This is a genomic window from Victivallis vadensis (genome assembly GCF_003096415.1).
Classification (GTDB): domain Bacteria; phylum Verrucomicrobiota; class Lentisphaeria; order Victivallales; family Victivallaceae; genus Victivallis; species Victivallis vadensis.
Map to the genome: position 1 here is coordinate 107,429 of NZ_QEKH01000002.1, position 24,874 is coordinate 132,302.

The window sequence follows — 24,874 nt, forward strand, 5'->3', positions numbered from 1 at the left end:
ATGGGACAGGTTTTCGGAACCCGTGAGATCAAGGCCGTGCTGCCGCAGCGTTATCCGATGCTGATGCTGGATCGTGCCGAACAGGAGTCGGAACAGAAGTGGATTGCCGTCAAGAATCTGACGATGAATGAGATATTCTTTCAGGGGCATTTCCCGAATCACCCGATCATGCCGGGAGTGCTGCAGGTCGAGGCGATGAAGCAGCTCGGCGAGCTGGCGGTGCGTTCCACGCTCGACCCGGAAGGGAAGAACGACGTTTATATGCGCGTGGTGGAAAAGGTGAAGTTCCGCCGCCCGAACAATCCCGGCGACCGGATGAAAGTCGAAGCCGAGATCGTCGAAATCCGGGACAACTCCGAAGCGGTCGTCAAGGCGAAGACCATGAACAACGGCGGCGCGACCTGCGAGGCGACCATCACGCTGGCGGTGCGCCCCCGCAAAAGCGCGACGAAGATGCCGGAGCTTTACGGCGAATTCGACAAGCATGCGGAGACACCGCTGGATGTGCTGAAGATCATGTCGCTGGTGCCGCACCGCTATCCCTTTTTGCTGATCGACAACATCGCGAAGGTGGACGGCGATCACGTGCAGGCCGTGAAGAATGTTTCGGTCAACGAGGAAATTTTCTCGCACTGTCCGGATGACTACGCGGTGATGCCGGAGTCGCTGCTCTGCGAGATCGTCGCGCAGTCCGGCTGTGCGCTGGTGCTGTCGCGCCCTGAAAACGTCGGCAAGATCGGTTACTTCATGTCGATCGACCGCGCGGAAATCTTTGAGCCGGTGTTTCCGGGGGACCAGCTGGTGATCGATATCACCCTGCCGCCGGGTAAGTCGAAGTTCGGCAAGGGAACCGGTACGATCAAGGTGGACGGCAAGGTGGTGTTCGAAATCACTTTGATGTTCGCGATCGTCGACGCGTAAAAGTTTCCGATGCCGAATGATGGCGGCCGGACCGGAGCTGTCGGGGTCCGGACGGCCGCGAATGTTGTATTGAGGCAGTGGCAGAGCGGGGAAGTATATTTGAGCAGGAAATATCGGGTCGTGACCGCGGAGGAGGCGGTGCAGTTTGTCGGTTCCGGGGACGCCGTTTACCTGTCCAGTGCCGGTTCGGTGCCGAAGAATCTGGTGGATGCGTTGTGCACCCGTGCCCGGCTGGGCGGGCTTTCCAATGTGACGCTCCGTCACATTCATACGGCCGAGACCACGAATTACGCGGGGGCGGAGTATGAGGGGGTTTTCCGTTCGGAATCCTTTTTCGTCGGCGGCAATGTCCGCCGGGAGGTGCACGCCGGATATGCCGACTACCTGCCGGTTTCCCTGCATGAAATACCGTTGCTGTTCCGCAGAGGCATTTTGCCGCTGGATGTCGCGATGATTCAGGTTTCGCGTCCCGACCGCCACGGCCGGGTGTCGCTGGGAACCTCGGTGGATGTCGCGCTGGCGGCGATCGAATGCGCCCGGGTGGTGATCGCGGTGATGAACTGCCATGTCCCGTTCACGCTGGGGGATGCGGTGATTCCGCTGGACCGGATCGACTACATCGTTCCCCATGACGCTCCGATTGAAACCATGGCGTTCCAGCCGCCGGACGAGGTGGAGCGGATCATCGGCCGCCACTGCGCCGAACTGATCGAGGACGGCTCCTGTCTGCAGCTCGGCATCGGCGAGATTCCGAATGCGGTGCTGTCGCAGCTCTCGGACCGGCGTGATCTGGGAGTCCATACCGAAATGTTCGCCGACGGCCTGCTGCCGCTGGTGGAGGCCGGGGTGGTGACCGGAGCGCGCAAGAAGATCGACCGCGGCAAGATCGTCGCGTGTTTCCTGATGGGAACGCAGAAGGTCTATGATTTCGCGCATCGCAACCGGATGGTGCGCATGCGTGACGCCGCCTATACCAACGATCCGTTCATCATTGCGAAGAATCCGAAAGTGGTCGCGATCAATTCCGCGATTCAGGTGGATTTGACCGGACAGGTGTGCGCCGATTCGATCGGTACGAAAATCTATTCCGGAGTCGGCGGACAGCTGGATTTCATCTACGGCTCCTCGCGCTCGGAGGGCGGCAAGCCGATTATCGCGATGCCGTCCGCGACCCGCAAGGGGGTCAGCAAAATCGTGCCGACGCTGGAAGTCGGAGCGGGAGTGGTCACGCCGCGCAATCTGGTCCACCACGTGATTACGGAATACGGCCGGGTGGACCTCTACGGAAAATCTTTGCAGCAGCGGGCAAAACTGCTGATCGGAATCGCCCACCCGGATCACCGCGAAGCGCTGGAACGCGCCGCCGTGGAGCGTTTCGGCACGCCTTTCCTGCGGGTGAAAGCCTGACTTTCGATTGATCGCGCGCACGACAAGGTGCCGCTGCCGGGTGCGGCGGCAAGGTGCCGCTGCCTAGTGCGCCCGCCAATGCCCCTGCGGGGGGCGTGCGGGCAACCAGTACAGGCAAAGCATCGGACGGTCTGCATCACCACTTACGCGGCGCACAAATAAGGCCGTAATGCCTCTTACGCGGCGCACAACAAGCGCGGTCAGCGCCGCGAACGAATGTGAGGGAATTACTTGCCACTGGCAAGTAACGAGGAACGATAGTGACGAAGCCGAACGTAGTGAGCGTAGCGAACGATGAAGAGTTGACGGGCGCAGCCCGGCAAGTAAGCGGCGAAGCCGCGCCCGCGAGCGGAAGTGCTTTGCAACCGGACCGGCCTCCGCCACCGGCGAGGGGGTCCGGGGGACGTGCGCGACGTCCCCCGGAGCCATCCGCAGGCCGGAGATCCGGTGCTCACTACCCTCCGGGCAGCCTGCCTGCGCTTGCGCTCAAAAGTTGTTACCCTCCGGGCATCCCCGCTTGTGCTTGTTGCAATGATGAGCCAACCATAAAACTCACGTGCGACTGGAAAGCGGAGATGAATCTTACTCCCGCAGAGCGGGAGCAAGCCCTTCGGGCTCCGCACTCCAAAATCACCGCTCGGCCTTACGAACATTGTACCCACGGACTTCCATGGACTGGCACGGAAGCTCCAACAGTGACCGACCGGCATTGTATAAAACTCACGTGCGTCGCGGGAGCAGGGACGTGCTGAGGCGGCCGGTCAATCGGCAGGAAACAATACGGCAAATGTATTTCGCGCTTTTGTTCCTCCGATATTCTTGCCGTCGTATTCGCAGGTGTAGAGGCGATAGCCGCGATGCGTTTCCTCCGGTTTGCCGGGCCGTTTGAATTTGAGGTCGCCGTGCTCGTAGCGGATCGGCAGACGGTTCATGCGATCGAGCGGGACGGTGGGGAGAAATTCGGGAACCAGTGCTTCGAGCGTTTCGGGCAGCTTGCCGTATTTGCGGCGGTAGCGTTCTACCTGAAACGCGGTGTCGGCAAGCAGCTTCGCGTCCTCGATTTCCGCTTGTTTGACGTGGATCATATTCAATGCGGGCAGCAGCATGCCGGAGAGCAGGAAGCCTTTCCGGCGCAGTTCTTTGTTTAAATCTGTGAATTGAGAGGCCTGTACCGTACCACTGGAGGCAGGAGCGGATTCCCGGAAAAGTCGGATTCCGAGCAGATAATAACTTTGTGCGAACCGCCAGTCCCGCTTGAGCCAGATTCCGACTTCCAGCGGCAGAAAACGTTGCACGGAAACAGGCAGGACGGTCGGGCGGTCGGAGAGGGCCTGAAGCGTTTGGGACTGGACAAAATTGATGCAGCTCTCAAAGGCTGTTGCTTCATCGGCGAAAGCGTCGATAAAAATATCGCCCCAGTTGGCTTGTTCGCTCGCCAGTGTTTTGAAGTCATCATCGGTCAGGCTGTCGGCTGTCAATGCAAAACGCAAGCTGTCCAGACGCATTTTTTCTATGGACATGGCTACCAGTTTGGCGATCAGGGAAAAATCGGCGGCACACCAGTTTCTCAGACGTATCAGAGCGGCGTTAAGGCGGAGCACGGCTTGCTGGTCGGCGGCGGCTGCGATCAGTTCTCCGGCCGTCAGGCGGCCTGCTTCCCGCAGGGAATTCAACTCTGAAAGATTGATGGAGGCGAGAAGGTCATCCGAAGGACGGATATGGCGGATTGGCTGGGGCGGCAGCTGCCGGAGTTCCCTGACTGCGGCTGCAAAGGCCGGGTTGGCCTCGCGGCGGGCGTGCAGGCGGGCCGGAAAATCGCCCGGAAGCGGCAGGACAGGAAGTTCAAGGCTTTCCTTCGGAGCAGAAGCGATCAGAGTCGCCAACGGCTCGGCTGTAAGCGGTATTCCCTTTTCCTGCTCTTGCCAGAAACCGGCGGGATCGACCGGCCGTCCGGTCAGGCGGGCCAGCATATCGCGCTGTTCCGCGATTTCGGCGGAAAGAGTCCGATCATAAATCAGGAGGCCTGTACTGTAGAGAAGCAATAAAAAGAGTGGCAGCAGGGAAGCCGGCCGGAAGCGGCGATTATCCCGGATCAAGGCCAATGCCGCAGTGAACAGGGCAATGCAGCCGAAGTTCAGTATCCATGAACTGCCGAGTGGAATAGGAGAATTCCGGCTTCCGGTAAGAAAGAACAGTATCATCAATATGACTGCGGCACTTGCCAGACAGAGGGCCGTTTTTTGTTTCTGCTTCCACAATATCGGACCGATGACCAGAATTCCGGCAGGAATAAAGAGGGCGCAAATCGCCGCTGACTGTTGAAATACTTTTCGGGCGGAAAGCACTTTGCGCACCAGCCCGGAATAAGCGAAGCCGAGCATGAACAGACCGTAGCAGTAGAAAAGCAGAAACAGGAAAAAGATGAGGCAAAGGACTCCGATGATCGTATGAAAATTTGCTTTCGATACTGAAGCGAACCAGGGAAAGACCACCAGCAGCAGGAAGCCCGGCAACGATAAAAGGCAGAACAGCATCCAGCCGAAGCCGAAGACGGCGGCGTTGCACGGTGAACGTCGCAGGAAGAGGCGGTAAAAGAACTTCTTGCGTGAATAATGGCGTAACGGTTGAGCGTCTGACATTCTGTACTCCTTTGATTTGCGGATACTGTAATTGTTTGACCGCCGTAATTCAATGGAAATACAGATAAAATTGCTTGAAAAAGTTTTCGGGATATGGTATGCTGTATCAGGAGGAACCGGAAATGGCGGATGAACAGGATAAGTTCCAACAACTTTGGGAACGTGCTGAAGCCGGTGAGGCTGAAGCGCAGTTTGAGCTGGCGTGGAAGCTGGGAGAGGAAAAGACCGGAAATATTCCCACTGACCATATCGCAGAACGTTTCTGGTATGAGCGGGCGGCGGAACAGGGGCATCAGGGAGCAATGTTCAACCTTGCTTTTATGCTTTCCAATCACGAAGGTGGTGAAAACGATATTCCGCGTGCTTTGGAACTGTATCGGCGCTGCGGCGAACTCGGTGATCGGGAGGCTTTCTTCGATTACGGTGTGTTACTCGAAAAGCAGGGCGCCCCGGTTGAACAGGTGATTGCGGCTTACCGGCGGGCCGAGACTCCGGAGGCGTGGTTTAATCTGGCGCTGCTTTACGATTATGGGCGGGGAGTGCCGGTCGATCACCGGCGGGCGGTCCGGTATTACCAGCGTGCCGCCGATGCCGGCCACATTGAGGCGGCCTGCAACCTCGGAGCTTCTTATCATCACGGAACGGGTGTCCGCAAGGACGAGCATAAAGCATTTTTCTATATCCGCTTTGCCGCGGAAAATGGCGATGAGCTGGCGTATTGCGGTCTGGCGGAAGGTTATTATTTCGGGGAGGGGACCCGGAAGAATTACCGGAAAGCATTCGAGTGGTTCCGGCGGAGTTACCTGCAAAGCCGCAGAGCGAAAGCCGCCGACTGGCTCGGCGCTCTGTATGCAGAGGGAAAGGGAGTCCGGCGGGATTTGCGCAAGGCTTTCCTGTGGCGTAAAAAGGCGGTCGCATCGGGAGATGAACCGGCTTTGTTTTCGCTGGCGCTGATGTATATTCATGGCGAAGGCACTGAAAAGAAGCCGGATGAGGCCCGGAAACTGCTGGCGCGTTTTCTGGAACATAATCCCGATGATTGCGATGCCCGGTATTGGCTGGGGATGATCAGCCCGGCCGCGGAAGCGTTGCCGCACTTCGATTTTGTGTACCGGAGGGAACATGATCCGTGGAGCGCGTGGCAGATCGTCCGGCTTGGATTGAAAGGGGAGTGCCGGTTCCCGCCGGAACGATTCCGGGAACTGGAAAAGCTGTTGCATCTGGCGGTGCGTAAAAAGATTCCGGGGGCGTTGCGGCTGTTGCGGAGCAGGCGATGGCAGGCTGAAATCCGCCGGAAGTACATGGCGGAAACTTGCATGTGAGGCGCCGGCAACGTATATTATTGCAATTGACTTGATTCAGAAGGGGAATTGCGATGAAATATACGAAGATCGTGGCGACGATCAATGCGTCGACCTGCACCGAGGAGCTGTTGCGCGGACTCTACAAGAACGGCATGGACGTGGTCCGGCTGAACACCGCCCACATGGAAATCGCGGATATGGACCGGATCGTGGCGCTGGTGCGCAAGGTTTCGGATAAGCTGGCGATCATGGTCGATACCAAAGGGCCGAATATCCGCACCTGCAACCTCGATGCGCCACTCGCGCTGAAGATCGGAGACAAGCTCGACCTGACCGGCGAAACCGTGCCGCAGGAAAAAGCGGTTCAGGTGAACTACTCCAAATTCACCGCCGAAGTTCCGGTCGGAGCGCGGATCATTTTCGACGACGGCGCGATGGAACTGCTGGTGCTTGGCAAAAGCGGCGGCCTGCTGCACTGCGAGGCGAAGCGCGACGGCGAACTCAAGAATCATAAATCGGTGAACGTTCCCGGCGCGGAGCTGAAAATGCCCGCGCTGACCCGTAAGGACCGGGACTTCATCGAATACGCGGTGAAGAACGACCTCGATTTCATCGCCCACTCTTTCGTGCGCAGTGCGAACGACGTGCTGGCGGTGCGCAGCATCCTCGACACCGGCGACAGCGATATCCGCATTATCGCGAAGATCGAAAACCGGCAGGGGGTCGACAATCTCGACGAAATCCTGAAAGCCGCCGACGGCGTGATGGTCGCGCGCGGCGACCTCGGCATCGAAATTCCGCTTGAGGAAGTGCCGCTGATCCAGAAGAAACTGATCCGCGCCTGCATGGCGGCGGGCAAGTCGGTGATCACCGCGACCCAGATGCTGCAGAGCATGGAGAACAGCCCGCTGCCGACCCGCGCCGAAATCAACGACGTCGCGAATGCGGTCTATGACGGCACCGACGCGGTGATGCTTTCGGGGGAAACCGCCGAGGGGGTGTATCCGGTCGAAGCGGTCAGCGTGATGAGCCGGATTCTGGAGGAGACCGAGAAGTCGCCGGATTATTATTTCACAAGGGTGCGCGAACAGATCAGCGATTCCGACGAAAACTCCGCTTTCCTGATCCATTCCGCGGTCGAAGCGGCCGAACGGCTGCCGGTCCGGGCGATCGTGTGCAATACCGCCAGCGGGCTTTCGGCGCGGCTCTGCGCCGCCTATCGTCCCCGCAAGCCGATTTTCGCCTTCAGCTACAATCCGGGCGTGGTGCGGCAGCTGTCGCTGACCTACGGCGTTTACGCCGGTTACAATGCATTCGCGGAGGATGTGATCGACCTGACCCGGCAGACCTGCCGGACCCTGATCGAAGAAAAGCGGCTGGCTCCGGACGACAAGGTCGCGATGCTGGCCAAGAATTCGCAGTCGATGGAGCGCAACAACCTTTTCTGCCTCGGAGCGGTCAAAGACTTTATCTGATTGCGGCAGGTCATCATCTGAAATATCTGAGGAATAGGAATATATTACTTTTGTTACCTGTCGGTTCTCTGGTGTTATGGAAAGATGTCCGGCGCCGTCCGGAATATTTCCATGCCGGCAGGATAGACTGCGTGACGAAACCGGGAAGCGCGATGGGGATCATCATCCCGTTCCTGGCCGGATTTTGCCGGAAATCGTGTCACACGATATTGAAAAACTGTTCGGCATTTTTATAAAACAGCATATTCCGTTCCTCGACGGTCATCGGCTGGCGGTCCAGGAAGGTCATGGATTCTTCCATGGTTTCATACGGATAATCCGAGCCGAACAGGATATGCTCCATTCCGAACGTCCGCTTCGCCGCCTCAAAAGCGATTGGAGCGAAGTTGCCGCTGGTCGTCATCCAGATATTGTTTTTGAAATAATAACTGGGCTGATGCCGGCTTTTGACGGTCGGCGCGTTCGGAACCATGGACGCTCTGGCATCCATGCGGTCAAGCAGCACGGCCATCGCTTCGCCGTAATGTCCGAGGATCATTTTCAGATTCGGATTGCGGTCGAAAGTGCCGTTGTAAATCATCCGGGCGATCGTGATCAGGGTTTCAATGGTGAAGCCGAACGCGGCCGACCCGAGCTGCCAGCCGTAGCCGGAAAGCCGGTCGATCGACCCGCCGTTCGGATGCAGGTAAAACGGCACATCAAGCGCCCCCATGCAATCGAAAATCGGCGCAAAGCGTTCTTCGTCAGGATAACAGTCGCCATAATTGGAGTGAGTCATGACTCCGACAAAGCCGAGCTCCTGAATGCAGCGCTTCAGCTCCGCCGCGGCGGCCTCGGCGTCGCGCACCGGGAGGACGGCAAATCCGAGAAAACGGCCGGGAAACCGCCTGATCACTTCGGCGATGCGGGTATTGCTTTTACGGGCAAGCTCAACGGCTTCAGGGCCTGACAGCATTTCAATGCCGGGGGAACAGCCGAGAATCTGTTTGGTCACCCCGAAACGATCCATTTCACTCAACCGCTGTTCCGCAAAGTCGAACAGCCCTTTGTAAACATACGGCACTTTTCCCATGTCGAGGGGACAGTCCTTCCCCAAGCTCAGGACTTTGCTCTGCGGGTTCCACATCCCGTTTTTTTCCAGAGCGGTAAAAATTTCCGGAGTGTAGTAGTGAGCTTCAAAGTCGATCTTTTTCATAGCGCCGTTTCTTGTTGTAGATTTATTTTGCAGAACTGACAGTTCAAACTTATCATCGGAAGATGATTTTTTCAAGTCAGGAAAAGGCGACTGCTCATATTTTTCCCGTCCGGCACATCTTGCATGAATGAAACGGAGGCGCAGGATGCGCCGGGTTTCCGGCGTGACCGGCGCGTGGATGGTGTGGCGGATCAGCGGAGCCCACAGGATCGTCCCGTCCGGTGACGTGACCACCGGGCAGGGCGTGGAGGCGGGAATCCCCCGGCCGGTTCGCAGTTTCTTCAACGAGACCGGTTTGCTTCCGCCGAAGGGGATCAGTGCGTCTCCGGCTTCCCTTGCGCGTACGGTCAGCGTTTCCGGCAGGCGGTCTGCGTCGAACAGCGCGACGGTGCAGTCCGGCGGCGGGCCGGGAAAGGTTTCCAGCCATTCCACGCGGAGCCGGAACGGGCCGAAACCGATTTCCGTTTCCTGATCGAACTTCCAGGTGAGGCGGGGCAGGGCCGCCGCCGCCGCGATCTGCAGGGTATCGCCCTGCAATCGCAGGCTGATTCCGCTGTGCACCGGGATCAGGCGCGGTTCCGGCTTCGGGGCGTTCAGCTCGCTTTGCAGCCGCCTGACCAGTTCGGGCGGCGGGATCAGGTCGGTTCCGAGTTCGGCGCGGAACCAGAGCCGCAACACCCGCACCAGCAGCGCCGGATGCAGTTTTCGCCAGAATGCGGCGGAGCCGTCCAGCTCCCGGAAGCGCCGTTCCGCCTCCTGTTCCAGAAACTCCGCATCCAGCTCCAGCACGTCGAGCGAGTGGCGCAGGCCGGCCTCGGAGCCGGGGAGCTTCGCGTAAAATTCCGGCAGCAGCCGGTTGCGCAGCAGGTTGCGGCGGAAGCGGTTTTCGGCGTTGCTGGAGTCCCGCGCCCATTCGCTGATTCCGTTTTCATGCAGGAACTCCTCGATTTCGGTGCGGGCAAAGCCGAGCAGCGGGCGCAGGAAAATCACGTTGTCCACCTCGGAACGGCTCCGCATTGAGGTAAGCCCGGTCGCGTTGGAGCCGCGCGCGAGCCGCAGCAGCAGGTTTTCGGCACGGTCCCCGGCGTGGTGTCCGAGTATCACCGCGGAACCGGGATTCTCCCGGACCAGTTCTTTCCACACATCGAGCCGGGCGGCGCGGGCGCGGCTTTCGAGGCCGGGGCCGGGAGAGAGCGCCAGGCGGACCAGCCGGAATTCGATGGCGCAATTTCGGGCGAACCGTTGCGCCGCCTCCGCTTCGGCGGCGGATTCCGCGCCGCGCAGGCCGTGGTCGAAGTGGATGGCGGTCAGCCGGTAGTGAAAGATTTCCTGGAAACGGCGGGCAACCAGCAGCGCGGCGGTGCTGTCGGCGCCGCCGGAAAAGCCGACGAACAGACGGCCGTGTTGAAAAGGGGCAAAAAGTTTGCCGCAATCGTCAAGTTTCATTTGTAATCATCCGCTTTCGGTTATAATATATGTGGCGTAACGTTTGAAATCAAGGAGATGGATTGATTATGGCTTATATTGTCGCCGCCACCGCCAATGCCCACAAGGTCGACGAGTACCGCAAGCTGCTTGAAGGGCAGAATGTCGAACTGAAGTCGCTGCTGGATTATCCCGGTTTCCCCGGGGTCGAGGAGAACGGCAGAAGTTTTATCGAAAACGCCGGGATCAAGGCGCTGGCCGCCTGCAAATACTGCGACGTGCCCGCGTTTGCGGACGATTCCGGGCTGGAGGTCGAGGCGCTTGACGGCCGCCCCGGCATCTATTCCGCCCGCTATGCGCCGACTGACAAAGAGCGGATCGCCAGACTGCTGGACGAGATGAAAGGGCAAACCAACCGGCGCGCCCGCTTCGTCTGCGCGATCGCGATCGCGATCAACGGCGAGGTGATCGAGAGCTTCGAGGGGGAGATCAAGGGCACGATCGTCGATGCGCCGCGCGGCGAAAGCGGCTTCGGCTACGATCCGGTCTTCCAGCCGGACGGGTACGACCAGACCTTCGGCGAGATGGCTCCCGAATTGAAGAACCGGATCAGCCACCGGGCGAATGCGTTCAAATTGGCGATGGAGTTCGTCGAGGATGAGATGTCGGTGCTGGACGACGAGTTCGACCTGTAATTCCGGAATCCGGTTGCGTTGATTGCAATTGCAGTGAAGCGGTGTTATATTATCGGTTGATAATTTCCCGGTGTCCGGGAAGCACCACTTAATCAATGAATGGCTTTTATGGAACAAAGCAGTTATTTGTTTGCCGGCGACAGCTACGATACGCCGCCGGATGCGCCGAAGTCGGTCTGGTACCGCCTTCTGCTGAAAAACCGCTGGTACTTCTATGTGAACAACTTCGGCATCTTCTGCCGCACCGGGCGCTGCGGCAGGCGCGGGGAGCTGACCAAAGAGCGGCAGATTTCCTACTCCAATGAAAACCTCCGGCTGGTGGAGCGCTGCGGCGGCAAAGTGCACCTGCGCGGCCTCGACAATCTGCGGGCGCTCGACGGCCGTCCGGTTGTGCTGATCGGCAACCATATGAGTTTATTGGAAACCGCTTTGTTTCATTCCGTGGCTCGCGGGTTGGTCGATTTCACCTTTGTGATCAAGCAGTCGCTGATGGAGGTGCCGTTTTTCCGGGACATCATGACCAGCCTTGAAGCGATTCCGATCGGCCGCGCGAACCCGCGCGACGACCTGAAAGCGGTCTTCGAGGAGGGCGGAAAACTGCTTGCCTCAGGGCGCTCGATCATCATTTTTCCGCAATCCACCCGCAGCGAGGAGTTCGACCCGGAGAAGTTCAATTCGATCGGAATCAAGCTGGCGAAGCGGTCCGGAGTGCCGGTGCTGCCCTTTGCCCTCAAAACCGACTTCCTCGGGAACGGCAGGTATTTCCGCGATCTCGGCCCGGTGCGGCCGGAGCGGGAGGTCTGGTTCGAATTCGGCGCGGCGCGCGAGGTGGCCGGGAACGGCCAGGAGTTGCAGCAGGAGATTATCGCTTTTATTCGGGAACGCCTGAAAGAGTGGCGCTCCCGGGAGACCGGTCGCAAATAGTGTTCAACCTGGGGCGGCCGGGGGGCGTCCCGCTCAAATTGGAGTTTGATGTTTTGCTGTCGCATAAGGCTAAATACTTTGTCGCTGTCGCGGTGCTGGCGCTGATGCTGCCGGCTGCGGGCGCCCAGCTTTCGCGGATGAAGCTCAGCGATCTGAAGCGGATGCGGGCCGACAACATGAACTTCGTCGACAACAATATCGTGGTCTCCGGCAACGTCTATCTGCCTTTCGGCGATATGGAGGTGTACGCCGACAAGGCGGTGATCAACGCTTCCACCTGGGATGTGGAGGCGACGGGCAACATCCAGTTCTACCGCTGGGTCAGCATGACCGGCAACATCGACACGGATAAGCTCGCCCGGCTGGAGCGCGCGTCGAACATCCTGGTTTCCGTGAAAGGGATCATGGGGGATATCTGGGGTGACCAGCTGATTCAGGTGGAGGCTTCCGGGCTGACCGACAATATCCGCGCGCAGCGGATGGTCGGCAATATGGAGACCGGCTACTTCCAGTTCGAGAATTTTGAAGCGCAGTACAACACCTTCATCTGCAAGGCCGGGGTCGGCGAACGGCGTCCGGACGGCAAGATCGTGGTGAAAAAGGCGGAGATCAGCGCCTGTAACTACCTGTTGAACGACAACGCCCACTATTCGATCAGCTGCGGCGAGGCGACCCTGATTCCGCAGAACACCTCCTTCTACGGCTACGGGCTGGACAATCTGGAGTCGGACCTCGGCGAATACTCCGTGTTCGTGACCAACGGCTTCGCGAAGGTGTACGGTGTGCCGGTGCTGTGGCTGCCGGTCTTCTACAAGCCCAAGGACGAGTCCCCCGGATTGCTGAGCACCCAGTGGGGCAAGGCGAGCGACTGGGGATACTACGTGCTGCTCTCCAAACGGTTCAACTTCACCGACTATCCGTATTCCAAAGCGAAGCTGATGGCGGACTACTATGAGAAGCGCGGGTTCGCCGGCGGCGTGGAGGCCGATTTCGGGACGGAGAATTCCAAGACGGAGATTTTCTTCTATACGATCCGCGACAAGGACCCCTATGAGAGCGAGGATTACTGGAAATACCGCATGGAGATTCCGAACCAGCGCTACGACCTGCGGATCACCAATGTCACGCACATCACGCCCCGGCTGGATTTCCGCGGCGCGTTCGAGCTGCTGAGCGACCCGTGGTTCAACAACGACTTCTTCACCAGCCGCTACGACAGCGATCCGCAGCCTTCGACTTACGCGTCGCTGGAGCAGCAGTTCGACCACTTCAGCGCGTCGCTCTACATCCGGGCCAAGGTGAACGACTTCTTCACCACGGTGCAGCGGCTGCCCAGCTTCCGGCTGGATTTCCAGCGTCAGGAGATTCTGGACACCAACATCTATTATCAGGGCGACTTCTCGATGGATTACCTGAAGATGAGCTGGCTGAAGTTCGATATTCCGGGTTACTGGGGCAAGGAGTACGAGAAGCTCAAGAACTATGAGTCCTTCCGGCTGGACACCACCCATTTCCTGTACTATCCCTTGCGTTTCGACTGGCTGACGGTGGTGCCGCGCGCCGGCTTCAAGTTCACCGCCTATTCGAAATCGTCGAAGAACAAGGTGGATACCGACGACCTGATGACCATGTTCCGGGCCGCGGACCTGCAGAACATCACCAACATCGCTTTGAACAACTTCGACGAAAAAGGCGGCAGCCGCAGCCGGTTCATCGGCGAGCTGGGCATTGAGGCGTCGACCAAAATCTACAACACCTGGGAGAACGTGCGCAGCAGCTGGCTGCAGCTGGACGGGCTCCGCCACGTGATGCGCCCGTATGTGAACTACACGTTCATTCCCAAGCCCACGGTCAACCGGGAGCATCTTTACTACTTCGATGAAATCGACCGGATCGACGAACAGAACTTCGTGCGGTTCGGCGTGCAGAACCGGCTGCAGACCCGCAGCGGAAACTCGGTCCGCACCTATTTCGCGATGGAGAACTACTGGGATCTCTATTTGAACAAGAGCGAGGGCTTCAACAATATCGGCAATTTCTGCACGATGCTGACCGCGTCCCCGTTCAAGGGATTTTCGATCAACACCATGTTTTCGATCGACGCGGGCAACAACAACGGAGACCTGCCGCAGGTGGTCCGCAACGGCCGCCGGATCGACAATCCCGGCATCAACCTGAAATGGCTGAACCGCTGGAACATCAATGTGAGCTACACTCCGGCGGACGACTGGCGGTTCACGCTCGGTTACACCTATCACCGGCCGTATGGAACCCGCAGCGCCTATTCGATGGGGTCCACGCTGACCCAGTTCGACGCGGGCAGCTACTTCAACAACTACTTTTCGGAATATACCGAGGAAATCTATTTCGGGATGATGTTCCCGATCACGCCCGACCGGCGCACGAAAGGGTCGTTCGGGATGAGCTACGATTTCCACGAAGGGTATGTCGATGCGTATGAATTCGGCGTGACCCGGAATTTCCATTGCTGGGAGCTGGCGTTTTCATTCATACTGGAATATGACCGCGGCGACGGCTGGCACAAGACCAACTGGTCGCCCAATTTCATGGTCTCCGCTTATCTGACCGGGTTGGAAAATCCGCTGGCGGGACCGTCGAACAACATCCTGGTCGATGCCGACCGGGAAATGCGCCGTGGCGCGGGAAGCCGCACCTTCGGCTGGACCGGAGGAAACTAAGATGAGAAAAGGCAAATATATCGTGACCGGCGGGGCCGGTCTGATCGGCAGCGCTCTGATCTGGGAGCTGAACCGGGCGGGCATCGACGACATTCTGGTGGTGGACCACCTCGGCAATACTACGGACAAGTGGAAGAACCTTGCTCCGCTGCGCTTTGACGACTATCTGGAAAAGGACGCGTTCCGCGAGAAGCTGGCGGCGGGCGGAATCAGGCCGGCCGAGATCGCCGGAGTGCTCCACATGGGGGCCTGTTCCTCGACCACCGAGCGCGACGCCTCCTATCTGATCGACAACAATTTCAAGGCGACCTGCGAACTGGCGGAGTTCTGTGTCGCGAACGGTATCCGGCTGGTGTATGCTTCCAGCTGCGCGACCTACGGCGACGGCAGCCGCGGCTATGTGGACGACGAGACCGGGATTGAGCAGCTGCGGCCGATGAATATGTACGGCTACTCCAAGCAGATGTTCGATCTGTGGGCGAAGCGGCGCGGCTATCTCGCGAAGATCACCGGCTGCAAATTCTCTAACGTGTACGGGCCGAATGAGCGGCACAAGGGGGAGATGCGCAGCGTGGTCTGCCGGGCGTTCGAGCAGATTTCGGCGACCGGGAAGCTGAAGCTCTTTCGCTCCTACCGCCCCGAATATGCGGACGGCGAGCAGATGCGCGACTTCCTGTACGTGAAGGATGCGGTGAAAATGGTGATGTTCCTGTTCCGCCGCTCCGACGCCGGAGGGCTTTACAATATCGGCAGCGGCCGGGCGGAGACCTGGAACGCGCTGGCCCGTGCCGCGTTTGCCGCGCTGGACAAGCCGGTCGATATCGAATATATCGAAATGCCGGAGCATCTGCGTGACCGTTATCAGTATTACACCAAAGCGGAAATGGGCAAGCTGCATGCGCTCGGGTTTACCGAAGAGGCGACGAGCCTGCACGACGCCATCGGCGACTACATCCGCAACTACATGGTTCCCGGTAAATTCCTGGGGGATGAATGCGCGAAGTGAGCGGCGTCTCCGCCAAGATCCTCGAAGAGGCCGTCGCCGGGTTGGCGGCGGTGGAGGCGGGGGAGGCGAACCTCGACGATTTTCTGGATTTCCGGCTGCAATACCCTGAATTGCGCCGGTCGATTTCCAATCTGCTGTTCCTGTGCTTCCGGCGGAAGCGTTTTCTGGAAGGGTGGATCGGCCGCCTGGCGGCGCGCCCGCCGCGCCCGGCGGTGCGGCGATTGCTGACTGCGGTGCTGGCGCAGATCACCTTTCAGACCGGCATCGCGCCGGAGTCGGCGGTCAACATCGCGGTCGGCCTGGTCAAGCACTCCGGCAAATTGCAGGAGGCGAAGTTCGTGAATGCGGTATTGCGCCGCGCCCTGGAGCAGCCGCAGCCGGTTCCGGAGGCCCCGGAGCTGGTGTTGCCGCCCGTATTGTTCAAGCGGTGGCGGAAACGGTATTCCGAGGCGGAGCTGGCGCAGCTGGCCGCCGCGCTGCTGGCGCAGCCGGAGTTCACCTTTCGGGCTGAACGCGGTTTCGAGCCGGGTGAACTGGCGGCGGAGGCGGTTCCGGCGTTCGGGGAGTTCCGCTTTTTCCGCGCCTGTTCCGCGGCGCGGCTGCTGGAATCGGCGGCATTGCGCGACGGCAGGATTTACATTCAGGACCCGGCCACCTCGCTGGCGCCGTCGTTGCCTGACTTCAACGGCGTTAAAAGTGTGCTGGATCTCTGCGCCGCCCCCGGCGGCAAGTCGCTGATGCTCGGAGAACGGCTGGCCGGGGAGGGGCGGCTGGTCGCGGCGGACCGTTCGGAGCGCCGCCAGCGGCAGACTGCCGAAAACTTCCGCCGCCGCGGTCTGGACTATCAGGTCACGGTGGCCGATCCGGCGGAACTGACGGGGGAGTTCGACGTGGTGCTGGTTGATGTGCCGTGTTCCAATACGGGGGTGTACCGCCGCCGCCCCGACGTGCTGTGGCGGTTTCGGCCGGAGGAGTTGGAAAAGATCACCGCGCTGCAGCGCCGGATTCTGGGTGAGGCGGCGCGGCTGACCGCTCCCGGCGGCCAACTGGTCTACAGCACCTGCAGCATTGAACCGGAGGAGAATCCGCTTCAGGTGGAGGCGTTCCTGAAAGAACACCCCGGGTTTGAGCGGCTCTGCGAACGGCAGCTGCTGCCTTCGGCGGAGATGGACGGTGCTTACGCCTGCCTGTTGCGCCGCAGGGCCAGCAGCATTTGAAGATATTCGGCGGCCACGCGCGCGGTGAGCTTGCTTTCTCCGTGTTTGCGGCGGTTGAAGATGATGCCGTGTTCCACGACCCGGACCGTATCGCCCTTGCGGTTGACGGCAAGGCAGAGCAGCTCCAGCATGATTTTGAAGCCGCGCGGCGTCAGGGCGGGGCGCAGTTCCTCAAACAGCTCCCGGCGGATTGCAAAAAAGCCGGACATCGGGTCCGCGACCTTGATTCCGAGCATCACGCGCGCCATCAACGTGGCGGTGCGGCTGATCAGAATCCGGCAGGGGTTCCATTTCTCCGCGAAGCCGCCTCCTTTCACATAGCGTGAGCCGATCACGAAATCCGCGCCGCCATTGAATTCGGAGAGCACTCCGGGCAGGCTGCCGACGTCGTGCTGCAAATCGCCGTCCATGCAGCAGAGGATTTCGCCCCGGGCAGTCTCAAACCCCTTTACGATGCTGGGGCTCAGGCCGGGGTCGCCGTCGTTGAGGACCGCCCGGACCTCCGGATGCCCGGCCGCGGCATAGGCGTTGACCGCGTCGGCGGTTCCGTCGGGGGAGTTCTCGTCGGCGACGATGATTTCGTAATTACTGAGGCCGCAATGCCCGATCTGTCCGAGGAGTTCGACGATATTGTCACGCTCGTTGAGCGTCGGTATCACGATGGAGTAAGTGACCATGTTCAACGCTCGCCTTCGTGGTCGATGATTTCGTTGATGCCGGAGTAGATCCGCTCCACATCGCGGGGCAGCCCCGCCCCGGTGCAGCGGCGCAGCCGGTCGCCGCTGTGGCGGGCGTCGATCACCGCATCGATCTCTTCGAAGGGCTGGGCGAGGTTGCGCACGACCCGCCGCTTGAAAACCAGCCCGGCGAACAGCAGGATGATCGCCATGAACACCACGCCCCACGCGCCCGCATAGCCGAGCTGGCGCGCTTCATCCGCCGCCTTGATCATCGCGAGGCGGTTGGCTTCGGAGATGCGGTTGATCCCCTCAAGGGTTGCGGTCCGGGCTGTGATGTCGCCCCGGAAGGCGGCTTCATAGTTGGCGCGGATCTGCCGGAGCGCCAGCGGCTCCCCGGTTTCGGTGATGTTGCCGGAAGCCATATTGAGGGCGATCCGGAAGCGCTGCAGCGCGAGCGGGGCCGGCGGTTCGGCCAGCGCGGAAAGCATCTCCTCGCAGGCCTGCAGCGAACGGTTGTTCCGGGCGTTGATCTTGTCGATCACCGGCGCCATCCGTGTGAAAATCCAGATGCAGGCGAAAGACATCAGCAGATTGAACACGATCAGAATTGAGGCTCCGAACCGGACCGACTGCGTAACCTGCATGGCTTACACCCCCTTGACCAGTTTGGGCAGGGCGTTTTCGCCGCAGACGATCAGCAGCTTGTCGTCCCTGGAGAGCGGTTCATCGGGGATCGGCAGTTCCACCCGTCCGGTTTTACCGCGCCGGATTGCCGCGACAATCACGCCGAATTTCTTGGGCAGCTGCAGTTCGATCAGCGTTTTGCCCGCCATCGAGGGCTGGATGCAGATTTCGGTCAGCTGCAGGTCGGTGCCGAGCGCGGTGTCCGCGAAAATCTGGCTGTACAGAATCCGGTTTGCGAATTTCTTGCCGAACTCGAATTCCGGGTTGATGATTTCGTGGGCTCCGACCAGCTGCAGGATGCGGCGCAGCATCGGGTCGTTGGCCCGTGCGATGATGCGCGGAGTCCCCATCTGCCGCAGCAGTGCTGTGCACATGATGGAGGCTTCGCGGGATTCGTCTCCGATCGCGCAGACCGCGACATCCCGCTGGCCGGGATTGAGCCGGGCCAGCTCGGTTTCGTCGGTGGCATCCATCGCGATGGCCTCCGTCACGAAATTGGCGGCTTCGTCGACCCGCTTGCGGTCCTGGTCGACGGCGAGCACCTCGGCTCCACGTTCCGCAAGGGTGCGGGAGAGCGACAGGCCGAACTGGCCGAGACCGATGATGAGAATCTGATTGGCCATATCTGAATTCCTAGTTTAGGGTTATTTTCGCATACGGATAGTGGGCATTGGTCTGGCTGTGCGCGTCATCCAGCAGCATGAACATGGTCAGAGGGCCGATGCGGCCGATGAACATGGTCAGGATGATCAGCACCTTGCCGATGCCGTCCAGCTGGGGAGTCGCCCCGATGCTCAGCCCCACCGTCGCCAGCGCCGAGGTAACCTCGAACAGGAGTTCGCGCGGGGCGATCGGCTGGGTGATCGTCAGCATCATTGTCGCCGCCAGCAGCACCAATCCGCTCGCCATCACGATGGTGACGGCGCGGTAGACGATATAGTGGCTGATGTGCCGATTCTGGATGTTCAGGTCGCCGGAACCGGTCACGTTGTTCCAGAAGGTGATCGCCAGCACCGCCAGCGTGGTGGTTTTGACGCCTCCGGCGGTGCCGCCCGGACTGCCTCCGATGAACATGTAGAGGATCATGACGATATAGGTCGGCGTGGTCGCCGCCGCGACGTTGATGGAATTGAAACCCGCCGTCCGGAAGGTGGCGGACTGGAACCAGGCGTTGTTGATCTTGCCGGCCAGTCCGAAGCCGGCCAGCCCCTTGTCCCATTCGAAGATCAGTACGGAGACAGTTCCCGCGACCAGCAGCACCAGCGTGGTGGTGATCGCCAGCCGCGCCGCCAGCGGGATCGTCCGCCCCGAGAAATAGGCGGGCAGAAACAGCGCGGTGGCCGGAGCGATTCCGCCCGCGACCACCAGCAGCGAAACCGGATAGAGCACCAGCGGATTGTGCGCAAACGGCACGAGGTTGGCGCTGTTCAGAGAGAAACCGGCGTTGCAGAAGGCGGAAACCGCGGTGAAACAGCCGTGCCAGAGCGCGGTGGCCGGAGCGAACCCATCCAGCATGAATCCCGCCGCCAGCAGCAGCGCACCGCAGCCTTCGACGATGAAGGTGAATTTCAGAATCAGTTTCAGCGAGCGGGTCAGGTCCTGATGGTCGCTGTCGGTCAGCGAGCTCATCAGCCGCTCCTGCGACAAACTGAGCCGCTTGCCGATCGCGTGCATCGCGGCGGTCGCGATGGTCATGATGCCGAGTCCGCCGAGCTGGATCAGCACCATGATGAAAATCTGGCCGGTCAGGGTGAACTCTTTGGAGATGTCGAGCACGCTCAAACCGGTCACGCAGACCGCGCTGACGGCGGTGAACAGCTTGTCGATGAACGGAATCTCCGGCCGGACGGTGGAAAAGGAGAGGTTCAGCAGCAGCGCGCCGAAGGTGCAGAGCGTCAGGAAGGTGCTGAACAGTGTCCGGCCGGGATGGTTCAATACCAGTTCCCACCAGTGTTCGCGCGGAGCCGCCGTCCGGCGGAAACGGTACAGCGGGATGGACATCAGCAGCGCGATGAACAGCGCTACCGCCCGCGTCCGTCCCGAAACCAGTGAAACCAGCAACGGCAGCAGGAGCATTCCCGCCGCCGCACTGTAAAACCAGGAAACGTGACGCCTCTGGGAGAGGCGGACCCAGCGCAGCAGCAGCCAGAGTGAAGCCAGTGCGCTGAGAATAAAGCACATGCGCGCTTCGAGATAATCCGGCTGGTTCAGAGACGCCGATACCAGGACCGCGCCGCCGAGCACCAGTGCCGCTCCCGCCGCGCGCTGGCGGCAGCGCTCGGCACGTGGAGTCGTAAGCAATTCCTGGTAGTCCACCTTGAAATCAGTCAGGGCAAAGCCGGAGATAATGAAGAATGTGGCAAAAAGCAGTGCCGCAAATGGATTGCCGATCAGAATCGGCAGCGTACCAACCAGCGCACCGATCCAGAAAAGCCAGCCGAACAGCTTGCCGTAGCGCGGATTCAAAAAGAGCAGCCGGGCGGCGGCGAGGCCGCACCCCGCCGTGAAGAACGCGGCCAGCGGAGGCATCAGGGCCGGAAATTGTCCCGCCTTGTTGTGCGCCATCAGCAGCGCGAAAGGCGCAAGCGCCAGCAATGCGCCTTCGATCAGGCCATATTGTTTCACGCTCGTCAGGCGTCTCATCTGCAATCCCCGAAAGTATGTGTGAGTAATCCTATAACATACCACGTCAACCGGCGGTTGTCAAAAGAAACGGCGGGAATCTCAGGCCTTGGCTGAAGAATTGCAGCGGAGCAGTCGTTTCCCGGGGCGGTCACCCTCGTACCGAAGGAAAAATCCCGGCCGGCGTACGACTGCATAAAAAAACACCCCGGAAAATTCCGGGGTGCCCTGAAACAAATCGCGTTTGCGAATTACTTCATCATTTCGCCGAGGTTCTTGTAGAAGGTCATGCGGCGCTGCGCATCCTTCTCGGCCCGGGCGAACAGCTCTTCCGCATCCGCCGGGGCGGTCTTGAACAGCGACTTGTAGCGGTTCTCGCTGCGGATGAACTCCTGGAAGCTCGCGGTGGCTTCCTTGGTTTCCCACTTGAAGGGCTGCTCTTCCGCCGGGTTGTAGCGGTACAGCGGCCAGTAGCCGGCTTCGACCGCGCGCTTGGCTTCGGTCTGGCTCTTGGACATGTTGATGCCGTGGGCGATACAGGGCGCGTAGGCCAGGATGATCGACGGCCCCTTGTGCGCTTCGGCTTCGCGGATCGCGGTCAGCGCCTGCTGACGGTTCGCGCCCATCGAGATCGACGCGACATACACGTTGCCGTAGCTCATGCACATGAAACCGAGGTTCTTCTTGGTCAGCCGCTTGCCGCTGTTCGCGAACAGCGCGACCGCGCCGATCGGGGTGGACTTGGAAGCCTGGCCGCCGGTGTTGGAGTACACTTCGGTGTCGAGCACGAGGATGTTGACGTTGCGGTTCTGCGCCACGACGTGGTCGAGGCCGCCGAAACCGATGTCATACGCCCAGCCGTCGCCGCCGAGGATCCAGACCGACTTGTCGACGAAGTAATCCTTGAGTTCGAGCATCTTGGTGTAGATTTCCTTCTGCTCGCCCTCGGACTTCTCGACCGCAACCGGCAGGAGCTCGCCGAGCTTCTTCTGGTTTTCAATCGCGGCGTCGTCGGTGCTTTCCCAGTTGGCGACCGCGTAATCCAGCAGGCCCTTCATCTGGTCGCAGCAGACACCCAGCTCCTGGATGCGCTTGATGTTGCTCATCAACTGCCGGCGGTTGGTGTCGACCGCGATACGCATGCCGAAACCGTATTCCGCATTGTCCTCAAAGAGGGAGTTGGCCCACGCCGGGCCGCGACCCTGCTTGTCCTTGCAGTACGGCAGGCTCGGGAAGGAACCGCCGTAGATCGAGGAGCAGCCGGTCGCGTTCGCGACGACCATGCGGTTGCCGAAGAGCTGGCTGACCAGCTTCACATACGGAGTTTCGCCGCAGCCCGCGCAGGCGCCGCTGAACTCGAAGTACGGCATCAGGAACTGCGAACCCTTGACCGTGGTCGGATTGGTGCCGCCGAGCACGTTGTCGGGCAGCGACAGGAAGAATTCGGCGTTCGCATTCTGGCCCGCGGCGCGTTCGTCCGGCGTATGGGTCATGGTGATCGCCTTCTCTTTGGCCGGGCAGGTTTCGACGCAGACGCCGCAGCCGGTGCAGTCTTCGACGAAGACCTGAAGACGGAACTTCAGGCCCGGCTCCTTGACCGCCTTCGCGTCGACGACGTTGAAGGTGGCCGGCGCAGCGGCGAGGTCGGCTTCCTTGATCAGCTTGGCACGGATCGCGGCATGCGGACAGGCCATCACGCACTGGTTGCACTGGATGCACTTCGCGGAATCCCACTTCGGCACGCTCGGAGCGATGCCGCGCTTTTCAAATCTGGAGGTTGCGGTCGGCATGGAGCCGTCGTAGCTCATCGCCGAAACCGGAATCTCATCGCCCTTCTGGTGGAGGATCGGCTTCATCAGGGTGTTCGCGAACACGCCCATGTCGTCGGTGATGGTTTCGACCGCTTCAAACGCGGCGACGCCGTCGAGCGAAGCCGGGACTTCGACCTTCTTCAGCATCGCGAGCGCCTGGTCGACGCAGGCCTGATTTTCCTTGACGACGTCGTCGCCCTTCTTCTTGAACTTCTTCTCGATACCGGACTTGATGTAGCCGATCGCCTCATCCGCCGGGATGATGTTCGCCAGCTTGAAGAAGCAGGTCTGCATGATGGTCGACACGTACTTGGCGCTGCCGACTTCGAGCGCGAGCTTGAGCGCGTCGATGGTGTAGACCTTCACATGTTTCCTGACGATGGTTTCCTGCATGTCGCGGGTGAAGCTCTCGAACACCTTGTCGGCCGGGAGTTCGCTGTTGATCAGGAAGGTGCCGCCGTCGACAATGCCGGAAAGCATGTCGTAACGGCCGATGTACGCCGCGTTATGGCAGGCGACGAAGTTCGGGGCGGTGATGGTGTATTCGCTGGTGATCGGCTTGTCGCCGAAACGCAGGTGCGAAACCGTGATGCCGCCGGACTTCTTCGAGTCGTACACGAAGTAGGCCTGCACGTATTTATTGGTGTGGTCGCCGATGATCTTGACCGAGTTCTTGTTGGAACCGACGGTGCCGTCACCGCCGAGGCCCCAGAACATGCACGCGGTGGTGCCGGCCGGTTCGGTGACGATCACTTCATCGACCGGCAGCGAAAGCCCGGTCACGTCGTCGTTGATGCCGACGGTGAAGTTGTGGGTGCACTTGCCGTCCAGATGCTTGTAGATCGCGAGCACCATCGACGGGGTGAACTCCTTGCTGGCGAGGCCGTAGCGGCCGCCGATCACGGTGATGTCCTTGTCCGCCAGGGCGGCCTTCACGTCGAGGAACAGCGGTTCGCCGAGCGAGCCGGGTTCCTTGCAGCGGTCGAGCACCGCGACCTTTTTGACGGTCGCGGGCAGCGCTTTCACGAACACGTCGGCGGCGAACGGACGGTACAGCCGGACCTTCAGCAGGCCGAGCTTCTGTCCCTTGGAGTTCAGATAGCCGACCGCTTCTTCAATCGTTTCGCAGCCGGAACCCATCGCGATGATGACCTTGTCCGCATCGGCGGCGCCGACATAGTCGAAGAGGTGGAGCGGACGGCCGGTGACTGCGGCGACCTTGTCCATGTACTTCTGCACGACGGCCGGGAGTTCTTCATAGGTCTTGTTGGTGGTCTCGCGGCCCTGGAAGTAGACGTCGGGGTTCTGGGCGGCCATCTTGGCGTAGGGAGCTTCCGGACGCAGCGCGCGGTTGCGGAAGCGCTCGACGTACTTCATGTCGACCAGTTTCTTCATATCCGCATAGTCGAGCAGCTCGACCTTCTGGAATTCATGAGAAGTGCGGAAACCGTCGAAGAACGCGAGGAACGGGATTTCGCTTTCGAGGGTCGCGAGGTGGGCGACCAGTGCGAGGTCGTGGGTTTCCTGAATGGACGCGGCCGAGGTCATCGCGAAACCGGTGGAACGGCAGCTCATCACGTCGGAATGGTCGCCGAAGATCGACAGCGACTGGGCGGCCAGGGCGCGGGCCGAAACGTGGAAGACGGTCGGGAGCATTTCACCGGCGATCTTGTACATGTTCGGGATCATCAGCAGCAGACCCTGCGAAGCGGTGTAGGTGGTGGTCAGCGCACCCGCGGAAAGCGAACCGTGCACGGCACCCGCGGCGCCGGCTTCGGACTGCATTTCCACGACTTCGAGCTTCTCACCGAACATGTTCTTCAGACCCTGGCTGGCCCAGGTGTCGGCGTACTCGCCCATCGTCGAGGACGGGGTGATCGGGTAGATCGCCGCGACTTCGCTGAATGCGTACGCAACGTACGACGCAGCGTAGTTCCCGTCGATGGTCAGCATTTTCTTTGCCATGATTCCTCCATTGGTTTTGGTATGGTAAAAGTATGGTTTCTTTTACGAAAAGTGTGACGGTGAAAACGCCGGTTCACATTTTTATCCATAGAATCTACACCTTCATCCCGTATTTTTCAAATGCCGCAGCCGACTTTTTTCGGACTGTCCGGCCCGTTTATCCGGCCGATTGCGGAAAAATCCATAACGAATGATGATTTTTCCA

Annotated in this window: 16 protein-coding genes; 9 read left to right on the forward strand and 7 right to left on the reverse strand. The window is 60.1% G+C overall.

Features of this window, described 5'->3' with window-relative positions:
* The gene (fabZ, locus tag C8D82_RS01740; RefSeq protein WP_133245012.1) at positions 1-921 is read left to right on the forward strand and encodes a 3-hydroxyacyl-ACP dehydratase FabZ; all 921 of its coding nucleotides are present in this window, start codon (positions 1-3) and stop codon (positions 919-921) included.
* Positions 922-1,020: 99 nt separating this feature from the next.
* Positions 1,021-2,328 carry an acetyl-CoA hydrolase/transferase family protein gene (locus C8D82_RS01745; protein ID WP_207776050.1) on the forward strand — a complete coding sequence of 436 codons (1,308 nt, stop codon included), beginning with the start codon at positions 1,021-1,023 and terminating at the stop codon, positions 2,326-2,328.
* Positions 2,329-3,089: 761 nt separating this feature from the next.
* Here C8D82_RS01745 and C8D82_RS01750 read toward each other — a convergent pair.
* On the reverse strand, positions 3,090-5,270 hold the full coding sequence (locus C8D82_RS01750) for a hypothetical protein (RefSeq protein WP_243402498.1): 2,181 nt from the start codon (positions 5,268-5,270) through the stop codon (positions 3,090-3,092).
* On the opposite strand from C8D82_RS01750, the gene C8D82_RS01755 reads away from it, so the two are divergent.
* Together C8D82_RS01755 and pyk are read left to right on the forward strand one after the other, a co-directional pair.
* A complete protein-coding gene (locus C8D82_RS01755) occupies positions 5,270-6,289 on the forward strand; it encodes a tetratricopeptide repeat protein (RefSeq protein ID WP_243402499.1) in 1,020 nt (339 codons plus the stop codon). The genes C8D82_RS01750 and C8D82_RS01755 overlap by 1 nt on opposite strands.
* Positions 6,290-6,342: 53 nt before the next feature.
* Positions 6,343-7,746: a pyruvate kinase gene (gene pyk, locus C8D82_RS01760; protein WP_116882547.1), complete on the forward strand. Its 1,404-nt coding sequence runs from the start codon at positions 6,343-6,345 to the stop codon at positions 7,744-7,746.
* 199 nt (positions 7,747-7,945) lie between these two features.
* Here pyk and tilS read toward each other — a convergent pair whose 3' ends face one another.
* Positions 7,946-10,387 (reverse strand): tRNA lysidine(34) synthetase TilS, encoded by a 2,442-nt coding sequence (gene tilS, locus C8D82_RS01765; RefSeq protein WP_116882548.1) that lies wholly within the window; start codon positions 10,385-10,387, stop codon positions 7,946-7,948.
* 68 nt (positions 10,388-10,455) lie between these two features.
* Between tilS and rdgB the strand changes: the two genes are divergently transcribed.
* From rdgB to C8D82_RS01790, 5 genes are all read left to right on the forward strand, one after another.
* Entirely contained in the window at positions 10,456-11,061 is a 606-nt protein-coding gene (rdgB, locus tag C8D82_RS01770; protein ID WP_116882549.1) for an RdgB/HAM1 family non-canonical purine NTP pyrophosphatase, read from the forward strand.
* A 108-nt stretch (positions 11,062-11,169) separates the two neighbouring features.
* Positions 11,170-11,985: a lysophospholipid acyltransferase family protein gene (locus C8D82_RS01775; RefSeq protein WP_165832769.1), complete on the forward strand. Its 816-nt coding sequence runs from the start codon at positions 11,170-11,172 to the stop codon at positions 11,983-11,985.
* A 53-nt stretch (positions 11,986-12,038) separates the two neighbouring features.
* Complete coding sequence (locus C8D82_RS01780) at positions 12,039-14,684, forward strand: LPS-assembly protein LptD (protein WP_133245014.1); 2,646 nt, start codon at positions 12,039-12,041, stop codon at positions 14,682-14,684.
* A 1-nt stretch (position 14,685) separates the two neighbouring features.
* The gene (gene rfaD, locus C8D82_RS01785) at positions 14,686-15,690 is read left to right on the forward strand and encodes an ADP-glyceromanno-heptose 6-epimerase (RefSeq protein ID WP_116882552.1); all 1,005 of its coding nucleotides are present in this window, start codon (positions 14,686-14,688) and stop codon (positions 15,688-15,690) included.
* Positions 15,678-16,907 carry an RsmB/NOP family class I SAM-dependent RNA methyltransferase gene (locus C8D82_RS01790; protein WP_116882553.1) on the forward strand — a complete coding sequence of 410 codons (1,230 nt, stop codon included), beginning with the start codon at positions 15,678-15,680 and terminating at the stop codon, positions 16,905-16,907. Before rfaD ends, C8D82_RS01790 begins: the two co-directional genes overlap by 13 nt.
* Here the strand turns inward: C8D82_RS01790 and C8D82_RS01795 are convergent.
* The 5 genes from C8D82_RS01795 to nifJ all read right to left on the reverse strand — a co-directional run bounded on the left by C8D82_RS01795 (position 16,868) and on the right by nifJ (position 24,669).
* A complete protein-coding gene (locus tag C8D82_RS01795) occupies positions 16,868-17,584 on the reverse strand; it encodes a polyprenol monophosphomannose synthase (RefSeq protein WP_116882554.1) in 717 nt (238 codons plus the stop codon). The genes C8D82_RS01790 and C8D82_RS01795 overlap by 40 nt on opposite strands.
* A 2-nt stretch (positions 17,585-17,586) precedes the next feature.
* Entirely contained in the window at positions 17,587-18,231 is a 645-nt protein-coding gene (locus C8D82_RS01800; RefSeq protein ID WP_116882555.1) for a hypothetical protein, read from the reverse strand.
* 3 nt (positions 18,232-18,234) lie between these two features.
* Positions 18,235-18,894, reverse strand: coding sequence for a potassium channel family protein (locus C8D82_RS01805; RefSeq protein ID WP_116882556.1), 660 nt, complete (start codon positions 18,892-18,894; stop codon positions 18,235-18,237).
* Positions 18,895-18,904: 10 nt separating this feature from the next.
* Complete coding sequence (locus C8D82_RS01810) at positions 18,905-20,914, reverse strand: TrkH family potassium uptake protein (protein ID WP_116882557.1); 2,010 nt, start codon at positions 20,912-20,914, stop codon at positions 18,905-18,907.
* Positions 20,915-21,144: 230 nt separating this feature from the next.
* Positions 21,145-24,669: a pyruvate:ferredoxin (flavodoxin) oxidoreductase gene (nifJ, locus tag C8D82_RS01815; RefSeq protein ID WP_116882558.1), complete on the reverse strand. Its 3,525-nt coding sequence runs from the start codon at positions 24,667-24,669 to the stop codon at positions 21,145-21,147.
* Positions 24,670-24,874: the final 205 nt, after the last annotated feature.

What these genes read in the sequence shown, in the direction of transcription:
- C8D82_RS01790 (WP_116882553.1), top strand. Translation starts at nt 15,678, where the DNA reads ATGCGCGAAGTGAGCGGCGTCTCCGCCAAGATCCTCGAAGAGGCCGTC.
- tilS (WP_116882548.1), bottom strand. Translation starts at nt 10,387, where the DNA reads ATGAAACTTGACGATTGCGGCAAACTTTTTGCCCCTTTTCAACACGGC.
- nifJ (WP_116882558.1), bottom strand. Translation starts at nt 24,669, where the DNA reads ATGGCAAAGAAAATGCTGACCATCGACGGGAACTACGCTGCGTCGTAC.
- pyk (WP_116882547.1), top strand. Translation starts at nt 6,343, where the DNA reads ATGAAATATACGAAGATCGTGGCGACGATCAATGCGTCGACCTGCACC.
- C8D82_RS01810 (WP_116882557.1), bottom strand. Translation starts at nt 20,914, where the DNA reads ATGAGACGCCTGACGAGCGTGAAACAATATGGCCTGATCGAAGGCGCA.
- rdgB (WP_116882549.1), top strand. Translation starts at nt 10,456, where the DNA reads ATGGCTTATATTGTCGCCGCCACCGCCAATGCCCACAAGGTCGACGAG.
- C8D82_RS01755 (WP_243402499.1), top strand. Translation starts at nt 5,270, where the DNA reads ATGTTCAACCTTGCTTTTATGCTTTCCAATCACGAAGGTGGTGAAAAC.
- C8D82_RS01775 (WP_165832769.1), top strand. Translation starts at nt 11,170, where the DNA reads ATGGAACAAAGCAGTTATTTGTTTGCCGGCGACAGCTACGATACGCCG.
- C8D82_RS01800 (WP_116882555.1), bottom strand. Translation starts at nt 18,231, where the DNA reads ATGCAGGTTACGCAGTCGGTCCGGTTCGGAGCCTCAATTCTGATCGTG.
- fabZ (WP_133245012.1), top strand. Translation starts at nt 1, where the DNA reads ATGGGACAGGTTTTCGGAACCCGTGAGATCAAGGCCGTGCTGCCGCAG.
- C8D82_RS01805 (WP_116882556.1), bottom strand. Translation starts at nt 18,894, where the DNA reads ATGGCCAATCAGATTCTCATCATCGGTCTCGGCCAGTTCGGCCTGTCG.
- rfaD (WP_116882552.1), top strand. Translation starts at nt 14,686, where the DNA reads ATGAGAAAAGGCAAATATATCGTGACCGGCGGGGCCGGTCTGATCGGC.
- C8D82_RS01795 (WP_116882554.1), bottom strand. Translation starts at nt 17,584, where the DNA reads ATGGTCACTTACTCCATCGTGATACCGACGCTCAACGAGCGTGACAAT.